The organism is Bacillus sp. OTU530, assembly GCF_038440375.1.
Genome location: NZ_JASATP010000078.1, coordinates 1 through 19821 on the forward strand (window position 1 = coordinate 1; position 19821 = coordinate 19821).

The window sequence follows — 19821 nt, forward strand, 5'->3', positions numbered from 1 at the left end:
GGCAAGAGCAGTGGCGTCATTGCACTATATTCTTAACATTCCTGACCACTTCGAATAACTGCCACTGGAAATTTATACAGTCCTACAGTAAGATAAAAAGCTAGGAAGAAAACCTCCCTAGCTTCGTATTACTCTTCTTCGGAATCTAACATAAAGTTTGGATCTAGATCCTCAAATTCTTCATCATCCACGCTGTAGTAGTATTCTTCATCATCATGGCAGCCTTCCGGATTCACCCTCACGCATACCTTTGTTTCACCTACAACCTCGCAAATAAATTCACGTTCAACAGTCGCCACAATTTTGTTGCCGTTTGGAGAGATTACAGCCTCTAAGCAATTCGGATGCTGCAGCACGCGGGCAATAATTTCATGATCATCCCCTGTAAAGTTCTTGTCACGATAACGAACCTTTACCTCTTCCTCATAGCGAACACGTTCTGTAACAACCTCTGTTTTTGTATTTTCGTCATACGAGTACCATGTATTCACATCATAATAGCCCTCGATTTGCACGTACTTGCCGTACTTATTCGCTTCATATACATGGTTAATGACCCAGCAGCCTAAAATGCTCGTTGGATAGTTGTTCGGATCTACTGTATGAGTAGATTTTGTATACTTGCGGCCTTTTCCGACAACAGCCTTTGTAATAATCTCTCTATATTCGGACATTCCAAACCCTCCTCAATGAATATTCAATTCATCATATGCGTGACATTCGTGGAATGTGCTATCGCCTAAAAAAAAGAGATGGATGTACCATTTCCTTTTCGGAATTCGTACAATACATTGTATGCGGTAGCGCCCAAATATGTTCGTAGTTTTTCTATGAGTGCCCTATGAAAAGAACAGGAGAATTATGACAAGCACCTGAAGATGATTTATGTGTATTAGGAAAAGCAGTCGCAGCTTTAGAGAAGCCGGTTTATGGAAGGATTTCGTTTGTTCTTCATCATTAAAAAAGCGGACAAGGCCCGCCTTTTATGGCAGCGTAGGGGTGGGACGGAGTAAAAGGCGCTTTTTTCCTTTTGCGGAGGTTCAGCCTGGAGTCTGCCATTTTGGGCCTTGGGAGCTAGACATCACCCCGAAAAATTATACTTTCTTACAGTGCAAAAAGGCGTCCCCTTCTATTCAAGAGGAACGCCTTTCTTTGTCTTATGAACAACCACAGCCGGTGCCGCAGCTCCCGCTATGCTTGCTTTGCACTTCTGCGCCTGTTTCACCCATCAGCACATCTCCTCCTGTCGATAACAAAATCTCATCTGTTACCGTATTGGAAATGGTGTTAGCAACAAGCTGCAGCAAGTCATTCACATATGTCTGGGAGGACTGAAACTCCTGCACAATTGGAATTTCATCAAGCTTATCTTGCAATGCATCGATTTCAGCTTCTACCTTCTTCAATGCTTCCGTCTTTCCATAATGCTGCAAATTCACAGCCTGCTTTTGCAGCGCCTTAATTTGACTGATTGTTTGTTTAATTGTTTCATTTTGGTGAATTTTCGCCTCTGCACGCTTAAAGAAGTCTACTTCTTCTGTTTCAGAAATCATTTTCGCTAATTCCCTTGCCCGTGCAACAATATCATCTTTTGTATATTGTGTCATATACTACTTCACCTCAATTGGCTTTTCTAACAACTCTCCATCTAGTGTCCATGTTTTCGCTGCTATAATTTTTACCTGCACAAGCTGACCGATTGTAGACTTCGGAGCTTTGAAGTTTACAAGCTTGTTCTTACGTGTGTAGCCTGCAAGTACATCCGGGTTATTTTTACTTTCTCCCTCAACAAGCACTTCGACAATTTGTCCCTCATACGCCTTATTCTTTTCCGCAGATAGCTCGTTCACAAGTGCGTTCAAGCGCTGCAAACGCTCCTTCTTCACAGCCATCGGTACATTATCTTCCATCTTTGCAGCAGGCGTACCTTCGCGTGGAGAGTAGATAAATGTATACGCACTGTCATACCCTACTTCACGGTAAAGCGATAAAGTTTCCTCAAATTGTTCTTCCGTCTCATTCGGGAAGCCGACAATAATATCTGTTGTTAAGGTAACACCAGGAATAGCCTCTTTGATTTTGCGAACAAGCTCCAGATATTGCTCACGCGTATACTTACGAGCCATCATTTTCAATACTTCCGTGCTGCCGGATTGTACTGGCAAATGAATATGTTCTACAAGGTTTCCACCCTTCGCTAAAATCTCAATAAGACGGTCATCAAAATCACGCGGATGGCTCGTTGTAAAACGGATGCGCGGAATATCAATTTTACGGATCTCATCCATTAAATCACCAAGACCATATTTCATATCCTCAAAATCTTTACCATAGGCGTTAACGTTTTGACCAAGAAGAGTAATCTCCTTATAACCCTGTGCTGCCAAATGACGAACTTCCTGAATGATGTCCTCTGGGCGACGGCTGCGTTCCTTACCGCGTGTATATGGCACAATACAGTACGTGCAGAACTTATCACAGCCGTACATAATATTTACCCACGCTTTAATATCGCCGCGGCGTACCTTTGGAAGGTTTTCGATTACATCACCTTCCTTCGACCACACCTCTACCACCGTTGCCTTTGAAAACATTGCTTCACGCAAAATGTTTGGAAGACGATGAATATTATGTGTACCAAATACCATATCAACAAATTGATGAGTTTTCATGATTTTGTTGACAACAGACTCTTCCTGCGACATACAGCCACATACCCCAATTAAAAGATCAGGGTTTTTCATCTTAAGCGGTTTTAAATGCCCAATTTCACCAAACACTTTATTTTCAGCATTTTCACGGATTGCACAGGTGTTAAGTAAAACGACATCTGCATCCTCAACCGTAAAAGTAGGCTCATAGCCAAGCCCCATAAAAATACCGGCCATTACCTCTGTATCATGCTCGTTCATTTGACAGCCATATGTGCGGATGTAAAACTTCTTGCCTGTCCCCATACCTAGGAATTCTTCAGGAATCTCGAAATCTCGATGAACTTGAATTTCCTCTTTCCCGCGTTTTTTTGCATCCTTTAAAGAAGGCGGCTGATACACTTTCTCAAAATATTTGCTGTAATCCTGATCGGATTTTTTGTCCGAAGAATTCACTTGTTGACTTTGCAATCGTTGTTGTTCGTTCACGACGAATCTCCCTCCATATCCAATTTCTTTGCATACTATCGTGCACCTTGTTTCTTTTGCACACATTATTATAGTATAAAGCGTTTGACCTAATTAAACAATATAGAGGGGCTTTGTCGATCACTGCATCTTAAGACAAGTTTATAACAATACAAACACCTATAAGTTTCCGTTACATTTCTGTCATTTTGAACTTCCCCAATTTGAATTACCCCCACCTACGCTACGCTTAGAAGTAGGGGTACTCTTTCAGCAAAATCTGATAGAAAGGTTTACTACAATATGAAATTCCTTAAAGAAACTCGTCGAGTGGCGAGCCCTACCCTTAGGCGAAAACAGAAGCTTAGTTGCCCTTATACTGTATTTCTAGAATGTCTAGCCACGTCGAATTGTCTTCTAGCTAGGAAATTTATACTTTCCCACAGTGGTATACAAAAGCCCCCCTGTCACCAGAGAGGCTTCCTCGCTTACATAAATTCTGCTACAAGCTCATTAAACATGTCTTTGTCTAAAGAAAGGTTTGCTTGAGACAGAGGCTGCTCGCTATATCCTTTGATAAGCTCTTGGTAAGAAGGCTGCTGCTTATTCTGATAGATAATACCAGTGACAAGACCATCGTTTTCCATCAATGTCTGCATTGCCATCATACGGTTAGATGAATCATAGCCTTCTACCGTGCTTAATCGTTTTAAATTTTCTTTGAACCAGTCATATGTGTTCACCTTGTTATATGTTACACATGGACTAAACACATTAATTAAAGAAAATCCTTTATGGTTAATCCCAGCTTCAATGATTTGTGTTAATTCCTTCAAATCACTGGAGAAGCTTTGCGCTACAAAAGTCGCACCTGCTGTTAAGGCCATTTCCATAACAGACAATGCAGGTTCAATAGACCCTTGTGGCGTACTCTTTGTTTTGAAGCCAGAACTGCTTCGCGGAGATGTTTGTCCTTTTGTCAAACCATAGATTTGGTTATCCATGACAATATATGTTAAATCAATATTACGACGAATCGCATGAATTGTATGGCCCATACCAATCGCAAAACCATCCCCGTCGCCACCCGCAGCAATCACTGTTAAATCTCGGTTCGCCATTTTCACGCCCTGCGCAATTGGAAGAGCACGACCATGAATGCCGTGGAAGCCATACGAGTTGATGTAACCAGAGATACGGCCAGAACATCCGATACCGGACACAACTGCCATTTGCTCAGGCTCCAAGCCTGCATTTGCAGCGGCACGTTGAATTGCAGCTTGCACGGAGAAATCTCCGCAGCCTGGACACCAGTTTGGTTTTACATCATTGCGAAACTCTTTAAACGTTGCCATTTAAAACAACCCCTTTTTTGCATTCGTTGTAGATTTCTTTTGGCAGGAATGGATTTCCATCATACTTTAAGAAGCTGGAAATCTTCTCGCCATGGCCAAGGTTCATTTTAATAATGTTTGCAAGTTGTCCAGTCGCGTTGTTTTCTACAACAACCACTTTCTTTGCATTTTGCACAAGCGGCAGAAGCTCCTGTTTCGGGAATGGATGAATTAGGCGAATATGGGCATGATTTACTTTCAAGCCAGATTGCTCTAAACGCTCCATCGCTTCTTCGATTGTCCCGCGCGTGGAGTTAAAACCGACTAGCAGGACGTCTGCTTCCTCGTGCTTTGCATTTTTAAATACAGGGGTGTCAAATTTAGAACGTAAACTATCTAGCTTCCGCATACGTTTATCCATTTGGGCGATACGATTAGCTGCTGATTCAGATGGCTTTCCTGTTTCTGCATGCTCTACACCTGTTACGTGGTGAATACCATTTTTTGTTCCAGGAATCACACGTGGAGAAATGCCATCCTGAGTCACTTCATAACGCTTGAAGTACTCTTTTCCTTGTTTTTCCGGCTGCGCATTTAAGTCCAGCTTTCCGCGGCGAATTTGAATTTTATTATAATCTAACGGCTGTGCCGTTTGTTTTCCTAGGGATAATTGTAAATCTGTTAAAAGAATAACCGGACATTGGTATTCTTCAGCAATATTAAACGCTTCCACAGCATCATAAAATGCCTCTTCTACTGTACTTGGCGCGATAACTACCTTTGGAATTTCTCCATGCGTACCGTAAATCATCGCCATTAAGTCAGATTGCTCTTGTTTTGTAGGGAGTCCCGTACTTGGACCTCCGCGTTGTGTATCTACAATAACTAACGGTGTTTCTGTGATTCCAGATAAACCAATTGCCTCCATCATAAGGGATAGACCCGGTCCTGCAGACGCTGTCAATGTCCGTACGCCACCGTAGTTCGCACCGATTGCCATTGTACAGGCTGCAATCTCATCTTCCGTTTGAATAACAGTACCGCCTACTTTCGGAAGCTTTTTAATCAAATATTCCATAATTTCAGAAGCAGGGGTGATTGGGTACGCAGCCATAAAGCGGGCTCCGCCAGCTAGTGCCCCGAATGCGATTGCATCATTACCAATCATGAACATGCGCTGATTGCCATCAGCCTTCTCTAATTGCATTAAGCTTACTTTATCTCCAAGCAGTTCTTTCATGTATTGAGAACCGCGTTTAATAGCTTCCATATTCTTGTCCACAACTTGCTTCCCTTTGCGGCCAAAAATTTCTTCTACCACTTTCACATACACATTCTCATCTAAGCCTAAAACAGCGCTTGAAGCTCCAACAGCAACCATGTTTTTCATAAGAGACGTACCTAGCTCCGTAGCCATATCTGTGAATGGAACCGCATACAAAGATACCGTAGCGCTCTCTGGAATTGTTGGATTAAATTTGGCGTCTGCTACAACAATACCACCGTCACGCAATTCATGGAAGTTCACATCAATTGTTTCCTGATCAAAAGCTACCAGTATATCTAAGTCATCAGAGATTGAACGAACATCTGTTGTGCTTACTCTAATTTTATTGTTCGTATGACCGCCTTTAATGCGTGATGAGAAATGGCGATAGCCGTACAGGTAGTATCCTAGGCGGTTTAGTGCAATACAGAAAATTTCCCCCGTACTTTCAATACCTTCACCTTGCTGTCCCCCAACTTTCCAGGAAAGTTGACTAATCATCTCCTACACCCCTTTGGATTGCATTCATTGTAGTGTATTTTATTACTCTTCCAGTTTACCACTTTCTAAAAAAAGAAACTACAATGTATACAAATTATACCTGTTCTAATTTGATAGGATTTTTGCATAGTCCTAATTCGTTTACAATTCTAGACCTCTTGACAAAAAAATGCAATAATTTGACATAAATTTATTAACATTTTTTTAAAGTTTATTACAATCCCACATTCAGCAGGCTAGTTTTAGTATAATGGTAAGTTAAAATGTTACGCCCCTCATAAAATTCCCATATAAAAAAGAATGAACCTGCTCTTCTTTATAGTGCTTAACTAGTTCATTTTTTAAGTTTTCATATTCTGCATATCTTCCGAGATTATGTACAGTTTCTGTAATACCATCAAAATCCGAACCAAATCCAACATGGTGCTCCCCCCCTAATGAGCATATATGCTCTAGGTGCTGTAGGATATGCGTAATCGCAGCAGGTCCCCCCTCTGTCAAAAACATGGGCACAAACGTAATACCAATCCTTCCGTTTCGTGCAATCAACGCACGAATTTGTTCATCCTTTAAGTTTCGAGGATGCGGGCAAAGCGAATAGCAATTAGAATGAGAGGCAATTGGAAAATGAGCGAGTTGCATCACATCCCAAAATCCCCGTTCTGACAAATGGGAGACATCTGTCCATAAGCGGTATTCGTTCAACTGTTGTACGACCTGCTTCCCAAAATCGGATAGCCCTGCTCCTCTCGTCTCTAGTGCACCATCTGCTACCGCGTTCGCATAATTCCAGGTTAATCCAACAGAGCGCACACCTAAACGATATAAAGTTTGCAAACGCGTTAAGCTGCTGCCGATCGCATCGCAGCCTTCTAATGTCAAAAGTGCTCCTATCTCTTCTTCTTGAAGCGCTAAGATGTCTTTTCTTGTTGAAACAAGTTTCATTTCTGGATGCTGCTTTAAAATATCTTCGTAGAAAATATGAATCATTTCTAGAGCAATCTCAAAACGCTGCTCGTGAGGCACCTCTTCCGGAACATAGACAGCAAAGCATTGCAGCTTTCCTTTTCCTTTTTTGAGACCTTCAAGAGTAACGTGCAAAGAATCATCTTTGTTAAAAGCAGCTCTTCTTTTCCTTTGCCATATTTGCCACAGTACATCACAGTGTGCATCAAAGACTACCATTTTAATCTCCTTTCATATAGAAAACAGCCCGTTTGCTTCAGCAAACAGGCTGTTAAAATTAACGAGGTTCAATGATAAGCTTGATCGCAGTCCGTTCTTCGCCATCAATCATAATATCAGTAAAAGCAGGAATACAAATCAAGTCAACTCCGCTTGGTGCTACAAATCCTCTTGCGATCGCTACTGCCTTCACAGCCTGATTTAATGCACCAGCGCCAATGGCTTGGATTTCTGCGGAGCCGCGCTCACGAATCACACCGGCAAGTGCACCAGCTACAGAATTAGGGACCGAAGTTGCTTTAACTTTTAATATCTCCATTCGTCGTTTCCTCCTCGTTTTTCTTTCAAAGTTATAAGCGGTTATTGAGTTCACTTTACTTATATTCACGAGGAGGTTTTCATATTCCTGCTTATCCATCGGAAGTTTTCGAAAAAATTTTAATATATTGTCTATTCTAACAATTTATTGTCTACTTTTAAGAAATGTTGACATAAACTGTTTTTTGCTTCTATAGCAGCCATTCCGAGCTATCGCAGACAACGGACATCACGACCGTTCATGATCACTCAAAATCCCTCTAACGGCTTGTTACTCAAAAAATGTTTGGTCATCATTCAGCAAAATACGTTCAATTCTGCTCGCTTTGCCTGTCGATGGATTTACATCAATGAGAACCGCGCTAAGCTGAGTACGGCCTTCTGCCACCTCGAATCGTACCGGCAGCGCTGTTAAAAACTTTTTCAAAACAGCTCCACGTTCCATTCCCAATATCCCATCATACGGCCCCGTCATTCCCACATCCGTAATATACGCCGTACCGTTTGGTAAGATCCGGTTATCCGCTGTTTGTACATGCGTATGCGTTCCGACAACAGCTGTAGCTCTTCCGTCTACATACCATCCAAGTGCCTGCTTTTCACTTGTTGCCTCCGCATGAAAATCGATAAAGATAATAGAAGTTCTCTTCTTTGCTTGTGCAATCAAATCATCGACCTTTTTAAATGGACAATCAAGCGGTGGCAAAAAGGTTCTTCCCTGCAAATTAATGATAGCAACCTCTATACCATTACAATTTAAGAAAATGAGCCCTTTTCCCGGTGTACCTTCCGGAAAGTTCGCTGGTCTTACTAAATACTTGGCGTTATCTATAAATTCAAATATTTCACGATTATCCCACGCATGATTACCTAGCGTCACAGCTTGAGCGCCCGCTTCTAAAAAACTCCGGTAAATTTTTTCAGTAATCCCGCGCCCACCAGCCGCATTTTCACCATTTATAATAGTGACCGTTGGCGAGTACTTCTTTTTTAATTTTGGAACGTAGTCCTGAATCATCTGTCTTCCAGAGGAACCGACAACGTCCCCTACAAATAAAATTCTCATTGTTGCAACCCTTTCTCACATCGGCCTTGTTTTTATACTTTCCTGCTAATAAGAAAAGCAGATACAGCTCGCTTAAAGTGCAAAAAAATAAAGTGGTGCGAGACCACTTCATTTCCGATCACTGTCTTCTGCCTATCAGCATAAATCACGATCTGTTTTATTTAGCATATTCAACCGCACGCGTTTCACGGATTACCGTTACTTTAATATGTCCTGGGTAATCAAGCTCATTTTCAATGCGTTTACGAATATCACGTGCTAAGCGGTGCGCTTCAAGATCATCAATGGCATCAGGCTTAACGAGAATACGAACCTCGCGTCCAGCTTGAATAGCATATGATTTTTCCACACCTTCATAGGACTCTGAAATCTCTTCAAGCTTCTCTAGGCGGCGAATATAATTTTCCAGCGTTTCACTTCTTGCCCCTGGTCGTGCTGCAGACAATGCATCTGCTGCTGCAACGAGCACGGCAATGACAGATGTAGGTGCTGTATCACCGTGGTGAGATGCAATTGCGTTAATCACGATCGGATGCTCTTTATATTTCGTTGCAAGCTCCACGCCAATTTCAACATGGCTGCCTTCAACCTCATGGTCAATAGCTTTTCCGATATCGTGCAGCAATCCAGCCCGGCGTGCCAGCTTTTCGTCCTCACCAAGTTCAGCTGCCATAAGTCCCGCTAGATATGCAACCTCCATAGAATGCTTTAACACATTTTGACCGTAGCTCGTTCTAAATTTCAGACGACCTAAAATCTTGATTAAATCAGGATGCAATCCATGTACACCCACTTCAAACGTTGTTTGTTCACCCACTTCACGGATGTATTCATCCACCTCACGTCTCGATTTTTCAACCATCTCCTCGATACGGGCCGGATGAATGCGTCCATCTTGCACCAGCTTATCTAGCGCAATACGGGCTGTTTCACGACGAATTGGATCAAAACCTGATAAAATAACTGCTTCTGGTGTATCATCAATAATTAAATCAATACCTGTAAGCGTTTCTAGCGTACGGATATTCCGTCCTTCACGACCAATGATACGACCCTTCATTTCATCGTTTGGAAGGTTTACAACAGAAACCGTTGTTTCTGCAACATGGTCAGCTGCGCAGCGTTGAATCGCCATTGACAAAATTTCCTTCGCTCTTTTGTCAGCCTCTTCCTTCGCCCGCACTTCGCTTTCCTTAATCATAACGGCACTTTCATGCGAAAGCTCGTTTTCTACCTTTTCTAAAATAATCGCGCGCGCTTCCTCTCGCGTTAAGCTTGAGATACGCTCTAACTCGTCTTGTTGCCTTTGGACCAACTCTCCCACTTTGCTTTCCAACTCTTCAATCTGCTGTTGTCTGAGTGTTAGAGAATCCTCTTTCTTTTCAAGCAACTGCTCGCGTTTATCAAGCGATTCATCCTTGCGATCGAGGTTCTCCTCCTTTTGCATTAGACGATTTTCTTGTTTTTGCAACTCACTTCTTCGATCTCGAATCTCTAATTCCGCTTCTGTACGAAGTGTATGAATTTCATCCTTTGCTTCTAACAGCGCTTCTTTCTTCAATGCCTCTCCTTCACGCCTTGCCTCTTCGACAATTTGCTTCGCAGCATTGGTAGCACCGTTAATCTTCGCTTCCGCAATGGATTTTCGAACAAAAAATCCAACAACTGCACCGACGATAGCGGCAAGCAAAATGGAGATGAGTGCCACAACTATGCTCATAAATTCACCTCCTCTTGCTATGAATAGGAAAAGATTGCCGGCATGTACATTATCATGTCTCAATGTACAATAAATGACGTGCTGTCCTTTTTTAGGACCCTTTTCATTTTCATTAAAATTGACACCTTATAAGGTCATAGTTTAAAGCTCGGAACTAAAACACCGTCTGGCGGGTCTTGTCCGGAATTACAATCCTTCTTTTTCAAGAGAACTGTAAGGTTAGAAAAGAATATACATTCTTATTGTATCGGGCGCTATTTTCATTGTCAAGGGTTGCATCCTTTTACTTTCTTTACCTATAAACGTTTGACACGTTCTCCAGACGAAAAACCAGCTAAAAACCATACTGAAAGCAATAAAAAAAGACACATTGCTGTGCCTTTTTACCCTTTAGTCCTCTAAAAGTGAAAAATCATCGTCTTCTGTTTCTGTAACCGTACGCGGCGCATCAGAATCGATGCCATAGTGCTCACGAATTTTGAATGAAATCTCATTAAGAATTTCTTTATTTTCTTTTAAGAAGGTTTTTGAATTTTCGCGCCCTTGTCCAAGGCGTTCCTCATTGTAGGAATACCAAGCTCCGCTCTTTTGCACGATATCCAGTTCCGCTGCCATGTCGAGAGCTTCCCCTTCTTTGGAAATCCCTTCTCCATACATAATATCCACGTCTGCTTGACGAAACGGAGGAGCTACCTTATTTTTCACAACTTTAATTTTTGTTTTATTCCCCACAATATCATTGCCTTGCTTTAATTGCTCAGCGCGGCGCACTTCTAAACGTACTGTCGCGTAAAACTTAAGCGCGCGACCCCCAGGAGTTGTTTCAGGGTTACCGAACATTACGCCTACTTTTTCACGGATTTGGTTGATAAAAATTGTAATCGTTTTGGATTTATTGATGGCACCTGACAATTTACGAAGCGCTTGGGACATTAAACGTGCCTGCAAACCAACGTGAGCATCTCCCATGTCTCCTTCAATTTCCGCTTTCGGAACAAGGGCCGCTACAGAGTCGACAACAATAATATCAATCGCGCCGCTGCGAACCAATGCTTCTGCGATTTCTAACCCTTGCTCACCAGTGTCCGGCTGAGAAAGAAGCAGTTCATCGATATTTACTCCTAATTTTTGTGCATATACCGGATCAAGCGCATGCTCCGCATCAATAAAGGCCGCCTGTCCACCGCGCGCCTGTACTTCTGCAATCGCATGAAGTGCTACTGTTGTTTTACCCGAGCTTTCCGGTCCGTACACTTCGATGATACGACCGCGGGGAAATCCGCCGACTCCAAGTGCTACGTCCAATGCTAATGATCCACTCGGTACAGTGGAAATTTTACGCTCGGACTGCTCTCCAAGCTTCATAATGGAACCTTTCCCAAATTGCTTCTCTATTTGCTTTAACGCCATTTCTAACGCTGCTTGACGATCACTCACTAGATTTCCTCCTTTGTTCTATGACTATCTTTATTATACTTGTTTTTATTTAAAAATGCCACTAAAAATCGAACATTCATTCGTTTCTTTATTTTTCCTCTTTCTGTTACTCTGTTTTCCCTAGAGAAAAAGAAAAAGCTAGATGGACTAACCTTCTAGCTTTTTATATAAATGATACATGCCGTATCTCATCGCACGTTCTCGTATTTGCTGCCTTGTTCCCCATAGCTTGAGAGGAACTACTAACGTTTTCATACCTTTTCCCGCAATCCCGACAAACACTGTACCAGGCGGTTTCCCTTCTAGTTCCCCAGGTCCGGCCACGCCCGTAAAGCTAATCCCAATGTCCGCCTTCAACAGTTTGCTGACATTTTCAGCAAGCAAAGCTGCGGAAGCTTCACTGACCGCTCCGTCTGTTTCCAGGACGCCAGCAGGTACACCTAGCACATGCTGCTTCACTTCGTTGCTATAGCAAATAACTCCCCCGTAAAAGAAAGAGGATACGCCTGCTACTTCTGTGATTTTCTCACTGAACAGCCCACCCGTTAAGCTTTCCGCAGATGCCAGCGTCATTCCTTTTTTCTTTAGCAAGGAAACTAGCTTTCCTTGCAACGAATCTTGATCATAGCCGTAAAAGAATTCGCCTACTCTGTCTAATATCGCCCGTTCCACATTATCTATTAATCTGTTTGCTTCATCCTTTGAAGCATGCTTGGCCGTTAGACGAAGCGTCACCTCACCCTCTGCAGCAAGAGGAGCAATGGTTGGGTTCGTTTGTGTATCAATTAAATCCTGCAGTGTTTCCTCCAACTGTGATTCTCCGATACCGAAAAAGCGAAGCACACGGGAATGCAAGGTTTCCTTCGAGGTAAGGGGAAGTAAAAAAGGCTCCACATAGCTGTCATACATCGGTCTCATTTCCTTAGGCGGACCTGGTAGCAAAATATATGTCTTGTTATCTCGACGTAAGCCCATTCCCGGTGCCATACCATGATCATTAGGGAATACAACGCTACCTTCGAGTACAAGCGCCTGCTTCTTATTATTCTCTGTAAATGTACGCCCTGTTCGTGCATAGTATTCTTCAATGGATCTAAGAGCATCATCGTTATAGACAAGCGAGCCTCCTACAGCCAAGGCAATCGTTTCCTTCGTCAAATCGTCCTTTGTCGGCCCAAGACCTCCAGTAAAAATAAGAATATCAGCTCGCTGCTGTGCTGTCTCAATGGCAGAACGTAAACGATCGGCATTGTCACCGACTACTGTTTGGTAGTACATATTCATGCCAATTGCTGCTAGTTTTTGAGATAAGAACTGCGCATTCGTATTTAAAATTTGACCGAGCAAGAGCTCGGTTCCGACTGCAATAATTTCCGCATTCATCCCGATACCCCCCTATTTTGAATTTGCAAAAACAGCCTTATTTTTCACAAAATAATCCCATCCTGATAAAACGGTAAATACAACAGCAACTGCCATAGATACATCCGCAAGAGAGAATGGCAGCCATTGCAACGGAACATTATGAAGCAAATAAGCAGAAATTGCAACAACCTGCGTCCACATCTTTATTTTCCCCAACATTTTGGCTGCCGCTACCTCACCAGTTTCCGCGAGCAGCAACCGCAAGCCTGTAACAGCAAACTCTCTTGTAATGATAAGAATTGCAATCCAAGCATATATGTAATGAAGATCTACGAGTGCAACTAAGGCCGCCGATACAAGAAGCTTATCAGCGAGCGGGTCAAGGAATTTCCCTAAGTTTGTAACAAGATTGTATTTACGTGCATAGTATCCATCTACCCAATCTGTAGCAGACGCAATGATGAAGATAAGCGCCCCTACGAAATGCTGTATGGGCAAAACAACAGCCCCGATCGTATACACCCCCCAATCAAAGGGGACAAGCATCACAAGTAGAAATACCGGGATTAAAGCAATTCTTGAAACAGTAATTTTATTTGGCAAGTTCACAACTATTCCTCCATCATATGTAAAGCGGTTATTCATTGAAAAAAAGTCATCGCAATGATGACTATTGTTGAGCAGGTTGCCCTGCCTGTGATACACTCAAATTTTTAATAAGCAAAATTTGATGATAAAACTCTTTCGGATCCTGCGGATAAGCAACGGCTTGACCATTAATTTTGATGTCAGCATTTGGCGAACTTCCGATGTTCAAACGAACAGCTTCTTCGGCTGACATATCCTGCTGATGGCTTTCACCCTCATTTAACGTACCGCTGTAAAACATCTTTCCTGCACCATTCTTAATATCGATGTAGCATGGTCCTTTAGCGGTAATCTCCACAGTAAATCCTTTGTTATTACGAAGCTCCATCGTAGTAGTCTTTCCCGATGTTTGGACTGCCTTTAGTTCTTGCACAGGCTCCTGAGCCGGCTGTGTTTTTTCCGTCTTCGCTTTTTCTTCCTTAGGCTCCTCTTGCTGTTTGCCTAAAGTGGAATCCTTTGCCTCCTGTACTTGGGCGTCGGAGCTCGGCGTCACTTTTTCTGCTTGATGTTCCGACGGCTTTGCGAAAAGCTGTGCAGTAAGCCAAATCCCGACTCCAACAGCTATAACAAGCAATGCAATAAACATTTTCGGCATATGATCCATAATCTTGGAAGAAGCGTTGCGCGATACCGTTTCTCTCGGTTGTTGTGAGCGGAGCGGCACATCCTGCGTTGGTGTTACAGGCATCCTTCCGAAATGCTCCTGTGCAATCGCCTCCGGGTCGAGTCCAACAGTTTCCGCATACTGTTTAATAAAGCCACGAACGTAAAATTCCCCTGGCAGTGCGTCGTAATTTCCTTCCTCAATGCTGACCAAATAACGCTTTTGAATTTTTGTCATTTCCTGCAGTTGATCAAGAGAAAGGCCTTTTGCTTCTCTTGCTTCCCTGAGCTTTTGTCCTAGTTCTGTCACTGATAACACCTCGATATGTACCTAAAAATCAAACATGGAAAAGTTATTTTTCTTATCCAGCTCAATGTCGTCCACTAGATCGTACTTAATTTCTTCATCATCACTATTCCTTAACTCGATAATGTAATCAATATCATCCATTGTATACTCTGATTGACCTACAAAAATGTCCGGATGCTCAATTACCTTTGTGGCTGGGAGGCTCATAATTTCCCTCACGAGCTGCCAATGCCGTTCGTTTGCCCTTTTTGTGGAAACAATACCGTCCAAAATAAAAATATTGTTCTCATTATACTCATCTTGAATAAGCTGACTGCGCACAGTTTGTTTAATGAGTGTCGAGGAGACGAAAATCCAACGCTTATTTGCACACACGCTTGCGGCTACAATGGACTCTGTTTTTCCAACACGAGGCATCCCGCGAATGCCGATCACCTTATGACCTTCCTTTTTCATCAATTCGGCCATAAAATCAACAAGCAACCCAAGTTCATCACGCACAAATCGAAATGTTTTCTTATCATCCGCATCCCTTTGGATATATCTTCCATGCCGGACAGCAAGCCGATCTCGAAGTTTTGGCTGACGATATTTCGTTACTGTTATGTTGTCCATTGTGTTAAGAATTGATTCAAGCCTTGTAATCTGCTCCTGATTATCACATATAAGCAGCAGTCCTCGCCGGGAATTGTCCACCCCGTTAATCGTTACAATATTAATGCCCAGCATTCCTATTAAGGAAGCCACGTCACCAAGCAAACCAGGGCGATTCTTATGAATTTCATACTCGAAATACCATTCAATCATCTTCTAGCCTCCCCGCTTTACATCTACGTACTCTATATTATATGATTTTATATCAATAGGAAAGTTAAATTATGCTATCTGCCTCTTCAAATGTATACATACTTGAAAAAACTGGATCTCACACCATAAGAAAAAGAGAGGACAGCGCCTCTCTTCTTTCTTACTTATGTTGTACAATCTTAAGCATTAGGTTAGCAATCGTATGTTGCTCCTGCTCGTCCGCCACTTTCCAAAGATCTGCTAACACGCGCTCTTCTGGATTGCGGGCTTCTACTTCGTTTGCCAAATAGTCGCCGATGCGGTATGCCATTTCATTAATAGAATTGCCGTCAAAATTTTTGCCCTCTGCAGCATTTAAACGCTCTCCTAGAAAACCTTTCCATTGATCCCAATTGTCTAATACTGACATTACAATGCACCCCTTTGTAAAAGTAATGATTGGTTCACTCTTACTATGCGTCAGTTTCTTCGTTTTTATGTATCAACAATGCCATCCGCCGTTCACTCCAATAATTTGCCCTGTAATATAAGAAGCCTCCTTTGATAATAAAAAAGATACGGTATTCGCAATTTCTTCCGGAACCCCGAGTCTACCGAGCGGAATGTCATCCGCAAGAGCTCTTGTTTCGTCTTCTGAAAATATCCGGAGCATCTCTGTATCAATCGCACCGGGAGCAACAGCATTTACCCGGATGCCGCTTAGCGCGATTTCTTTTGCTATCGCCTTCACATAGGTGTTTTGCCCTCCCTTGAGCATCGAATATAAAACCTCGCAGGATGCTCCAATCTGACCCCAAATGGAAGAAATAATCACGACACCGCCTGTGCGGCGGCGAATCATTGCAGGCAGAGCCAGATTCACTAACTTATATACATTTGTCAGCTGCAGATGTGTCATCTGCGCTAACTCTTCATTTGTAACATCCGTCACAAGCCCAAACACACTTTTCCCAGCTGTATAGACAATTGCATCCAATTCATGCGTCACAGAACTCCACAATGCTTCTGCCCCGTCCCGGTCAGTTAAGTCCGCCTGAACGAGCGTAACCCCAATGTGCTTGGAAGCAAGCTCCTGCTGCAGCTTTCTTACAGCATTTTCATTGTGATGATAATGCAAATATAATGAATAGCCATCAGCCGCCAGTCGATGTGCAACTGCAGAGCCAATGCCGCCGCTCGCTCCTGTAATTAATGCATATTTCCCCATTGTACATTCCTCCATTTTTTATAAAAAGAGCACAATCACCTTGTTTTGCTCATGAGGGAGCATATGCTCCTAAAGAAAACTCGCCATTGGCGAGCCCTGCCTTTGGGCGAAGACAGAGGCGTAGTTGCTCTTATCCTTTATTCCTAAAATTTCTCGCCACGTCGAATTGGCATCCAGCTAGAAATTTATACTTTCTTAAATTGTAAAAAAAAAAGCATCCTAAAGGAAGGATGCTTTTTTATCGCTTCGGAACAACCTGGCAAATACTCATTCGCTGCTCATTAATAAATTCTTGTGCAGCTGCCTTTAAATCATCGATGGTAATTTCCTCTAGAATTGGCAAAGCATCAAATAAGCTAGAACCGTTAAACGCATAACGTGTAAATTGGTTGGCAATGAATTCCGGGGAATTCAGCGAACGCAAAACACCGCCAATCTTTTTCTTTTTCACACGGCTTAGCGTCTCCTCTGATAGCCCTTCATAATTTGTATCGAGTAAAATAGAACGCAAACGCTCTGCAAGCTCATCTGGTTGTTTCGTATCGCCCCCAACCATCGCAAATCCAAAATTGCTTTCTGCTGTGTAATCATAGGAAAATGTATCATCAATCAAACCGTCCTGGTAAAGACGCTCATAGTTATCAGAGCTTCTTCCAAATAAATAATCCATGAGCAGCGTTGTTGCAATTTCAAATTTCAGCAGCTCGCGGCCTGTTTTCCCAGATTGCTTCGTTTTAATGCCTACTAAGCATTTCGGTGTTTGTACCGTCATTTGAATAACCGTTTTCTTTTCACTTACCTCTTCCGGCTCCTCCTCGAAGAAGCGCTCAATGCTCGGCTGATCCGTATACGGTTTATTGGCTTGATTGTCGCGTACAAGCTGCATCATTTTCTCTGGATCAATTGGACCGACAATAAACAGCAGCATATTGCTCGGATGATAAAACGTACGGTAGCATTCGTACAGTAAATCTTTTGTAATCTGGCTGATCGACTGAATGGTACCAGCAATATCAATCTTAACCGGATGTTTTTGATATAAACTTTCAATCAATCCAAAGTATAAGCGCCAGTCTGCATTGTCTTGATACATTTGAATTTCCTGTCCGATAATCCCCTTTTCCTTTTCGACGGTTTGCTCCGTAAAATATGGATCCTGTACAAAATCGAGAAGTGTTTGTAAGTTCACTTCTACATTTGAAGTGCAGGAGAATAGATACGCCGTGCGCGTAAAGGATGTAAATGCATTGGAGGATGCCCCCTGCTTCCCAAAATCTTGGAACACATCCCGATCTTCTTTCTCAAACAGCTTATGTTCTAAAAAGTGGGCAATACCATCTGGAACATGCAGCTTTTCATCCTTGCCAAGCGGTATAAACTCATTATCAATTGAGCCGTATTTTGTCGTAAAGGTCGCATATGTTTTATTAAAGCCGCTCTTTGGCAAAATATATACCTCAAGACCGTTCGGCAGCTTTTCATAATACAGCTGCTCCTTCAGCTGTCCATATTCAATTTTCTCCATGCTATGCCTCCTCCGATCCTTGCAATAAGTAAATCGTATCTAACCCAATTTTATTAGCAACTGCTATAATTTCATCTCGCGTTACACGATCTACATCACCAAACCACGTGTCCATCGGGCGTTTATAATCAGCAACAACATCATGGTATAATAATTCAATCAATCCACGCGGTGTATCAAGAGTCTCTAGAATTTGATTTTTAATAACCGCTTTTGTTTGAGACAGATCTTCCTCTGTAAAATCGCCATTTCGCATCGCCGTCAGTTGCTCCCCGATGATGTTCACTGCTTTTTCATAATTTTGCGCTTCAATTCCTGACATCACAAATAGGATTCCTTTGTGGCTCTCGTACCGAGAAGCTGCATAATAGGCAAGACTATGCTTCTCCCGCACATTTCGGAAAAGCTTAGAGTGGGCAAAGCCGCCAAATAAGCCATTAAATACTTGGAGTGCAAAATAATCATTATCTTTGTATGTAATATGTGTACGATAGCCAATATGCAACTTACTTTGCTTTAAATCCTGCTTTTCCACTACCTCGCGCTCCTGCCTAGGGGCTGCAGACTGAGCTGTTTGTTTCCGTTGCTGCTGCCGCACCGGGATAGAAAAATATTTTTCTACAAGTTGCAGCGCATTCTCCTTCACATCGCCAACGATATATAAGTCAATTTCATCTTCTGACAAAGCTTTCTTATAATATTCATACAATGATTGCGGCGTAATGGAAGACACAGCCTCCTCCTGACCATTTGGACTAAGGCGATACGGCTCTTCCTTGCACATTTCCTCAATAAGACGTTGATTTGCGTAGCGCATTTTATCATCAAACGCTGATTCAATCCGCTGCAAAAGTGCGCGTTTTTCGCTTTCCACAATTGATGCAACAAAAGCACCATTCTCTTCTGCGGGGTGCAACAAAACATCCGCAAGCATCGCCACAGTTTTCTCCAACAAAGGAGGTGCATCTTGCAGATATGTCTCATTGGCAACATCCATATAAATTGAGATAATATGCTCTTCGCCCTTTTTATTCACATCAACAGCTAATGCAGCGCCATACAAATCCTCTACATATTGGCGAATACTTTTAACAGATGGATGTTGCTTTGTTCCGCTTTGCAGAACATATGGTAAAATGGCGCGGTAGGTGACATTTTCCTCCGAAAGCGGCGCCTTCATGCGAAGCACAAGCGTATTTGTTTTATACTTAACGGTTGGAATGATATGCACAGTCAATCCTTCTAGACGGTGTATCTGCTGAGACACAACTTCCATTCTTGTTCCTCCTCTATTAAGAGATGTTCTTTTTCAATATACATTTTTTAGCAAACAGTATGCAAGTTTCTTGTACAAATGAAGCTAGTTATGTCTATTGTATGATAAAAAAGAAGATTATTTACGTTTTTGC

Annotated in this window: 18 protein-coding genes; all 18 read right to left on the bottom strand. The window is 42.4% G+C overall.

What is annotated here, in order from left to right; translation table 11 throughout:
• Positions 1 to 128: 128 nt before the first annotated feature.
• Positions 129 to 674: an outer spore coat protein CotE gene (locus AAHB12_RS29305; protein WP_129726725.1), complete on the bottom strand. Its 546-nt coding sequence runs from the start codon at positions 672 to 674 to the stop codon at positions 129 to 131.
• A 483-nt stretch (positions 675 to 1157) separates the two neighbouring features.
• A complete protein-coding gene (locus tag AAHB12_RS29310; protein WP_129726726.1) occupies positions 1158 to 1607 on the bottom strand; it encodes a RicAFT regulatory complex protein RicA family protein in 450 nt (149 codons plus the stop codon).
• Positions 1608 to 1610: 3 nt separating this feature from the next.
• Positions 1611 to 3140 (bottom strand): tRNA (N6-isopentenyl adenosine(37)-C2)-methylthiotransferase MiaB, encoded by a 1530-nt coding sequence (gene miaB / locus AAHB12_RS29315; RefSeq protein WP_129726727.1) that lies wholly within the window; start codon positions 3138 to 3140, stop codon positions 1611 to 1613.
• 467 nt (positions 3141 to 3607) lie between these two features.
• Positions 3608 to 4474, bottom strand: coding sequence for a 2-oxoacid:ferredoxin oxidoreductase subunit beta (locus AAHB12_RS29320; protein ID WP_129726728.1), 867 nt, complete (start codon positions 4472 to 4474; stop codon positions 3608 to 3610).
• Complete coding sequence (locus AAHB12_RS29325) at positions 4461 to 6221, bottom strand: 2-oxoacid:acceptor oxidoreductase subunit alpha (RefSeq protein ID WP_129726729.1); 1761 nt, start codon at positions 6219 to 6221, stop codon at positions 4461 to 4463. The genes AAHB12_RS29320 and AAHB12_RS29325 overlap by 14 nt, the downstream gene beginning before the upstream one ends.
• Before the next feature lie 258 nt (positions 6222 to 6479).
• A complete protein-coding gene (locus AAHB12_RS29330; protein ID WP_342048655.1) occupies positions 6480 to 7406 on the bottom strand; it encodes a dipeptidase in 927 nt (308 codons plus the stop codon).
• 58 nt (positions 7407 to 7464) lie between these two features.
• Positions 7465 to 7725 (bottom strand): stage V sporulation protein SpoVS, encoded by a 261-nt coding sequence (gene spoVS / locus AAHB12_RS29335; RefSeq protein ID WP_129726731.1) that lies wholly within the window; start codon positions 7723 to 7725, stop codon positions 7465 to 7467.
• 270 nt (positions 7726 to 7995) lie between these two features.
• Positions 7996 to 8790: a TIGR00282 family metallophosphoesterase gene (locus AAHB12_RS29340; protein ID WP_129726732.1), complete on the bottom strand. Its 795-nt coding sequence runs from the start codon at positions 8788 to 8790 to the stop codon at positions 7996 to 7998.
• Between the two features lie 157 nt (positions 8791 to 8947).
• Positions 8948 to 10510 (bottom strand): ribonuclease Y, encoded by a 1563-nt coding sequence (gene rny, locus AAHB12_RS29345; RefSeq protein WP_129726733.1) that lies wholly within the window; start codon positions 10508 to 10510, stop codon positions 8948 to 8950.
• Positions 10511 to 10900: 390 nt separating this feature from the next.
• A complete protein-coding gene (gene recA / locus AAHB12_RS29350; RefSeq protein WP_342048656.1) occupies positions 10901 to 11947 on the bottom strand; it encodes a recombinase RecA in 1047 nt (348 codons plus the stop codon).
• 147 nt (positions 11948 to 12094) lie between these two features.
• On the bottom strand, positions 12095 to 13330 hold the full coding sequence (locus AAHB12_RS29355) for a competence/damage-inducible protein A (protein ID WP_342048657.1): 1236 nt from the start codon (positions 13328 to 13330) through the stop codon (positions 12095 to 12097).
• 12 nt (positions 13331 to 13342) lie between these two features.
• Positions 13343 to 13921 (bottom strand): CDP-diacylglycerol--glycerol-3-phosphate 3-phosphatidyltransferase, encoded by a 579-nt coding sequence (gene pgsA / locus AAHB12_RS29360; protein WP_342048658.1) that lies wholly within the window; start codon positions 13919 to 13921, stop codon positions 13343 to 13345.
• 61 nt (positions 13922 to 13982) lie between these two features.
• Positions 13983 to 14882, bottom strand: a complete 900-nt coding sequence (locus tag AAHB12_RS29365) for a helix-turn-helix domain-containing protein (RefSeq protein ID WP_205650881.1) — start codon at positions 14880 to 14882, stop codon at positions 13983 to 13985.
• A 12-nt stretch (positions 14883 to 14894) separates the two neighbouring features.
• Positions 14895 to 15680, bottom strand: a complete 786-nt coding sequence (locus tag AAHB12_RS29370) for a DUF3388 domain-containing protein (protein ID WP_342048659.1) — start codon at positions 15678 to 15680, stop codon at positions 14895 to 14897.
• Positions 15681 to 15840: 160 nt separating this feature from the next.
• Positions 15841 to 16089, bottom strand: coding sequence for a DUF3243 domain-containing protein (locus AAHB12_RS29375; protein ID WP_342048660.1), 249 nt, complete (start codon positions 16087 to 16089; stop codon positions 15841 to 15843).
• 72 nt (positions 16090 to 16161) lie between these two features.
• Complete coding sequence (gene ymfI / locus AAHB12_RS29380) at positions 16162 to 16887, bottom strand: elongation factor P 5-aminopentanone reductase (RefSeq protein WP_342048661.1); 726 nt, start codon at positions 16885 to 16887, stop codon at positions 16162 to 16164.
• 238 nt (positions 16888 to 17125) lie between these two features.
• Entirely contained in the window at positions 17126 to 18412 is a 1287-nt protein-coding gene (gene yfmH, locus AAHB12_RS29385) for an EF-P 5-aminopentanol modification-associated protein YfmH (RefSeq protein ID WP_342048662.1), read from the bottom strand.
• Position 18413: 1 nt separating this feature from the next.
• The gene (gene yfmF, locus AAHB12_RS29390; RefSeq protein WP_342048663.1) at positions 18414 to 19688 is read right to left on the bottom strand and encodes an EF-P 5-aminopentanol modification-associated protein YfmF; all 1275 of its coding nucleotides are present in this window, start codon (positions 19686 to 19688) and stop codon (positions 18414 to 18416) included.
• Positions 19689 to 19821 lie beyond the last annotated feature (133 nt).

Excerpts from the sequence above, each read along its gene's own strand:
- AAHB12_RS29305 (WP_129726725.1), bottom strand. The coding sequence starts at position 674 with ATGTCCGAATATAGAGAGATTATTACAAAGGCTGTTGTCGGAAAAGGC.
- AAHB12_RS29310 (WP_129726726.1), bottom strand. The coding sequence starts at position 1,607 with ATGACACAATATACAAAAGATGATATTGTTGCACGGGCAAGGGAATTA.
- AAHB12_RS29320 (WP_129726728.1), bottom strand. The coding sequence starts at position 4,474 with ATGGCAACGTTTAAAGAGTTTCGCAATGATGTAAAACCAAACTGGTGT.
- AAHB12_RS29325 (WP_129726729.1), bottom strand. The coding sequence starts at position 6,221 with ATGATTAGTCAACTTTCCTGGAAAGTTGGGGGACAGCAAGGTGAAGGT.
- AAHB12_RS29330 (WP_342048655.1), bottom strand. The coding sequence starts at position 7,406 with ATGGTAGTCTTTGATGCACACTGTGATGTACTGTGGCAAATATGGCAA.
- spoVS (WP_129726731.1), bottom strand. The coding sequence starts at position 7,725 with ATGGAGATATTAAAAGTTAAAGCAACTTCGGTCCCTAATTCTGTAGCT.
- AAHB12_RS29340 (WP_129726732.1), bottom strand. The coding sequence starts at position 8,790 with ATGAGAATTTTATTTGTAGGGGACGTTGTCGGTTCCTCTGGAAGACAG.
- rny (WP_129726733.1), bottom strand. The coding sequence starts at position 10,510 with ATGAGCATAGTTGTGGCACTCATCTCCATTTTGCTTGCCGCTATCGTC.
- AAHB12_RS29355 (WP_342048657.1), bottom strand. The coding sequence starts at position 13,330 with ATGAATGCGGAAATTATTGCAGTCGGAACCGAGCTCTTGCTCGGTCAA.
- AAHB12_RS29370 (WP_342048659.1), bottom strand. The coding sequence starts at position 15,680 with ATGATTGAATGGTATTTCGAGTATGAAATTCATAAGAATCGCCCTGGT.
- AAHB12_RS29375 (WP_342048660.1), bottom strand. The coding sequence starts at position 16,089 with ATGTCAGTATTAGACAATTGGGATCAATGGAAAGGTTTTCTAGGAGAG.
- ymfI (WP_342048661.1), bottom strand. The coding sequence starts at position 16,887 with ATGGGGAAATATGCATTAATTACAGGAGCGAGCGGCGGCATTGGCTCT.
- yfmH (WP_342048662.1), bottom strand. The coding sequence starts at position 18,412 with ATGGAGAAAATTGAATATGGACAGCTGAAGGAGCAGCTGTATTATGAA.
- yfmF (WP_342048663.1), bottom strand. The coding sequence starts at position 19,688 with ATGGAAGTTGTGTCTCAGCAGATACACCGTCTAGAAGGATTGACTGTG.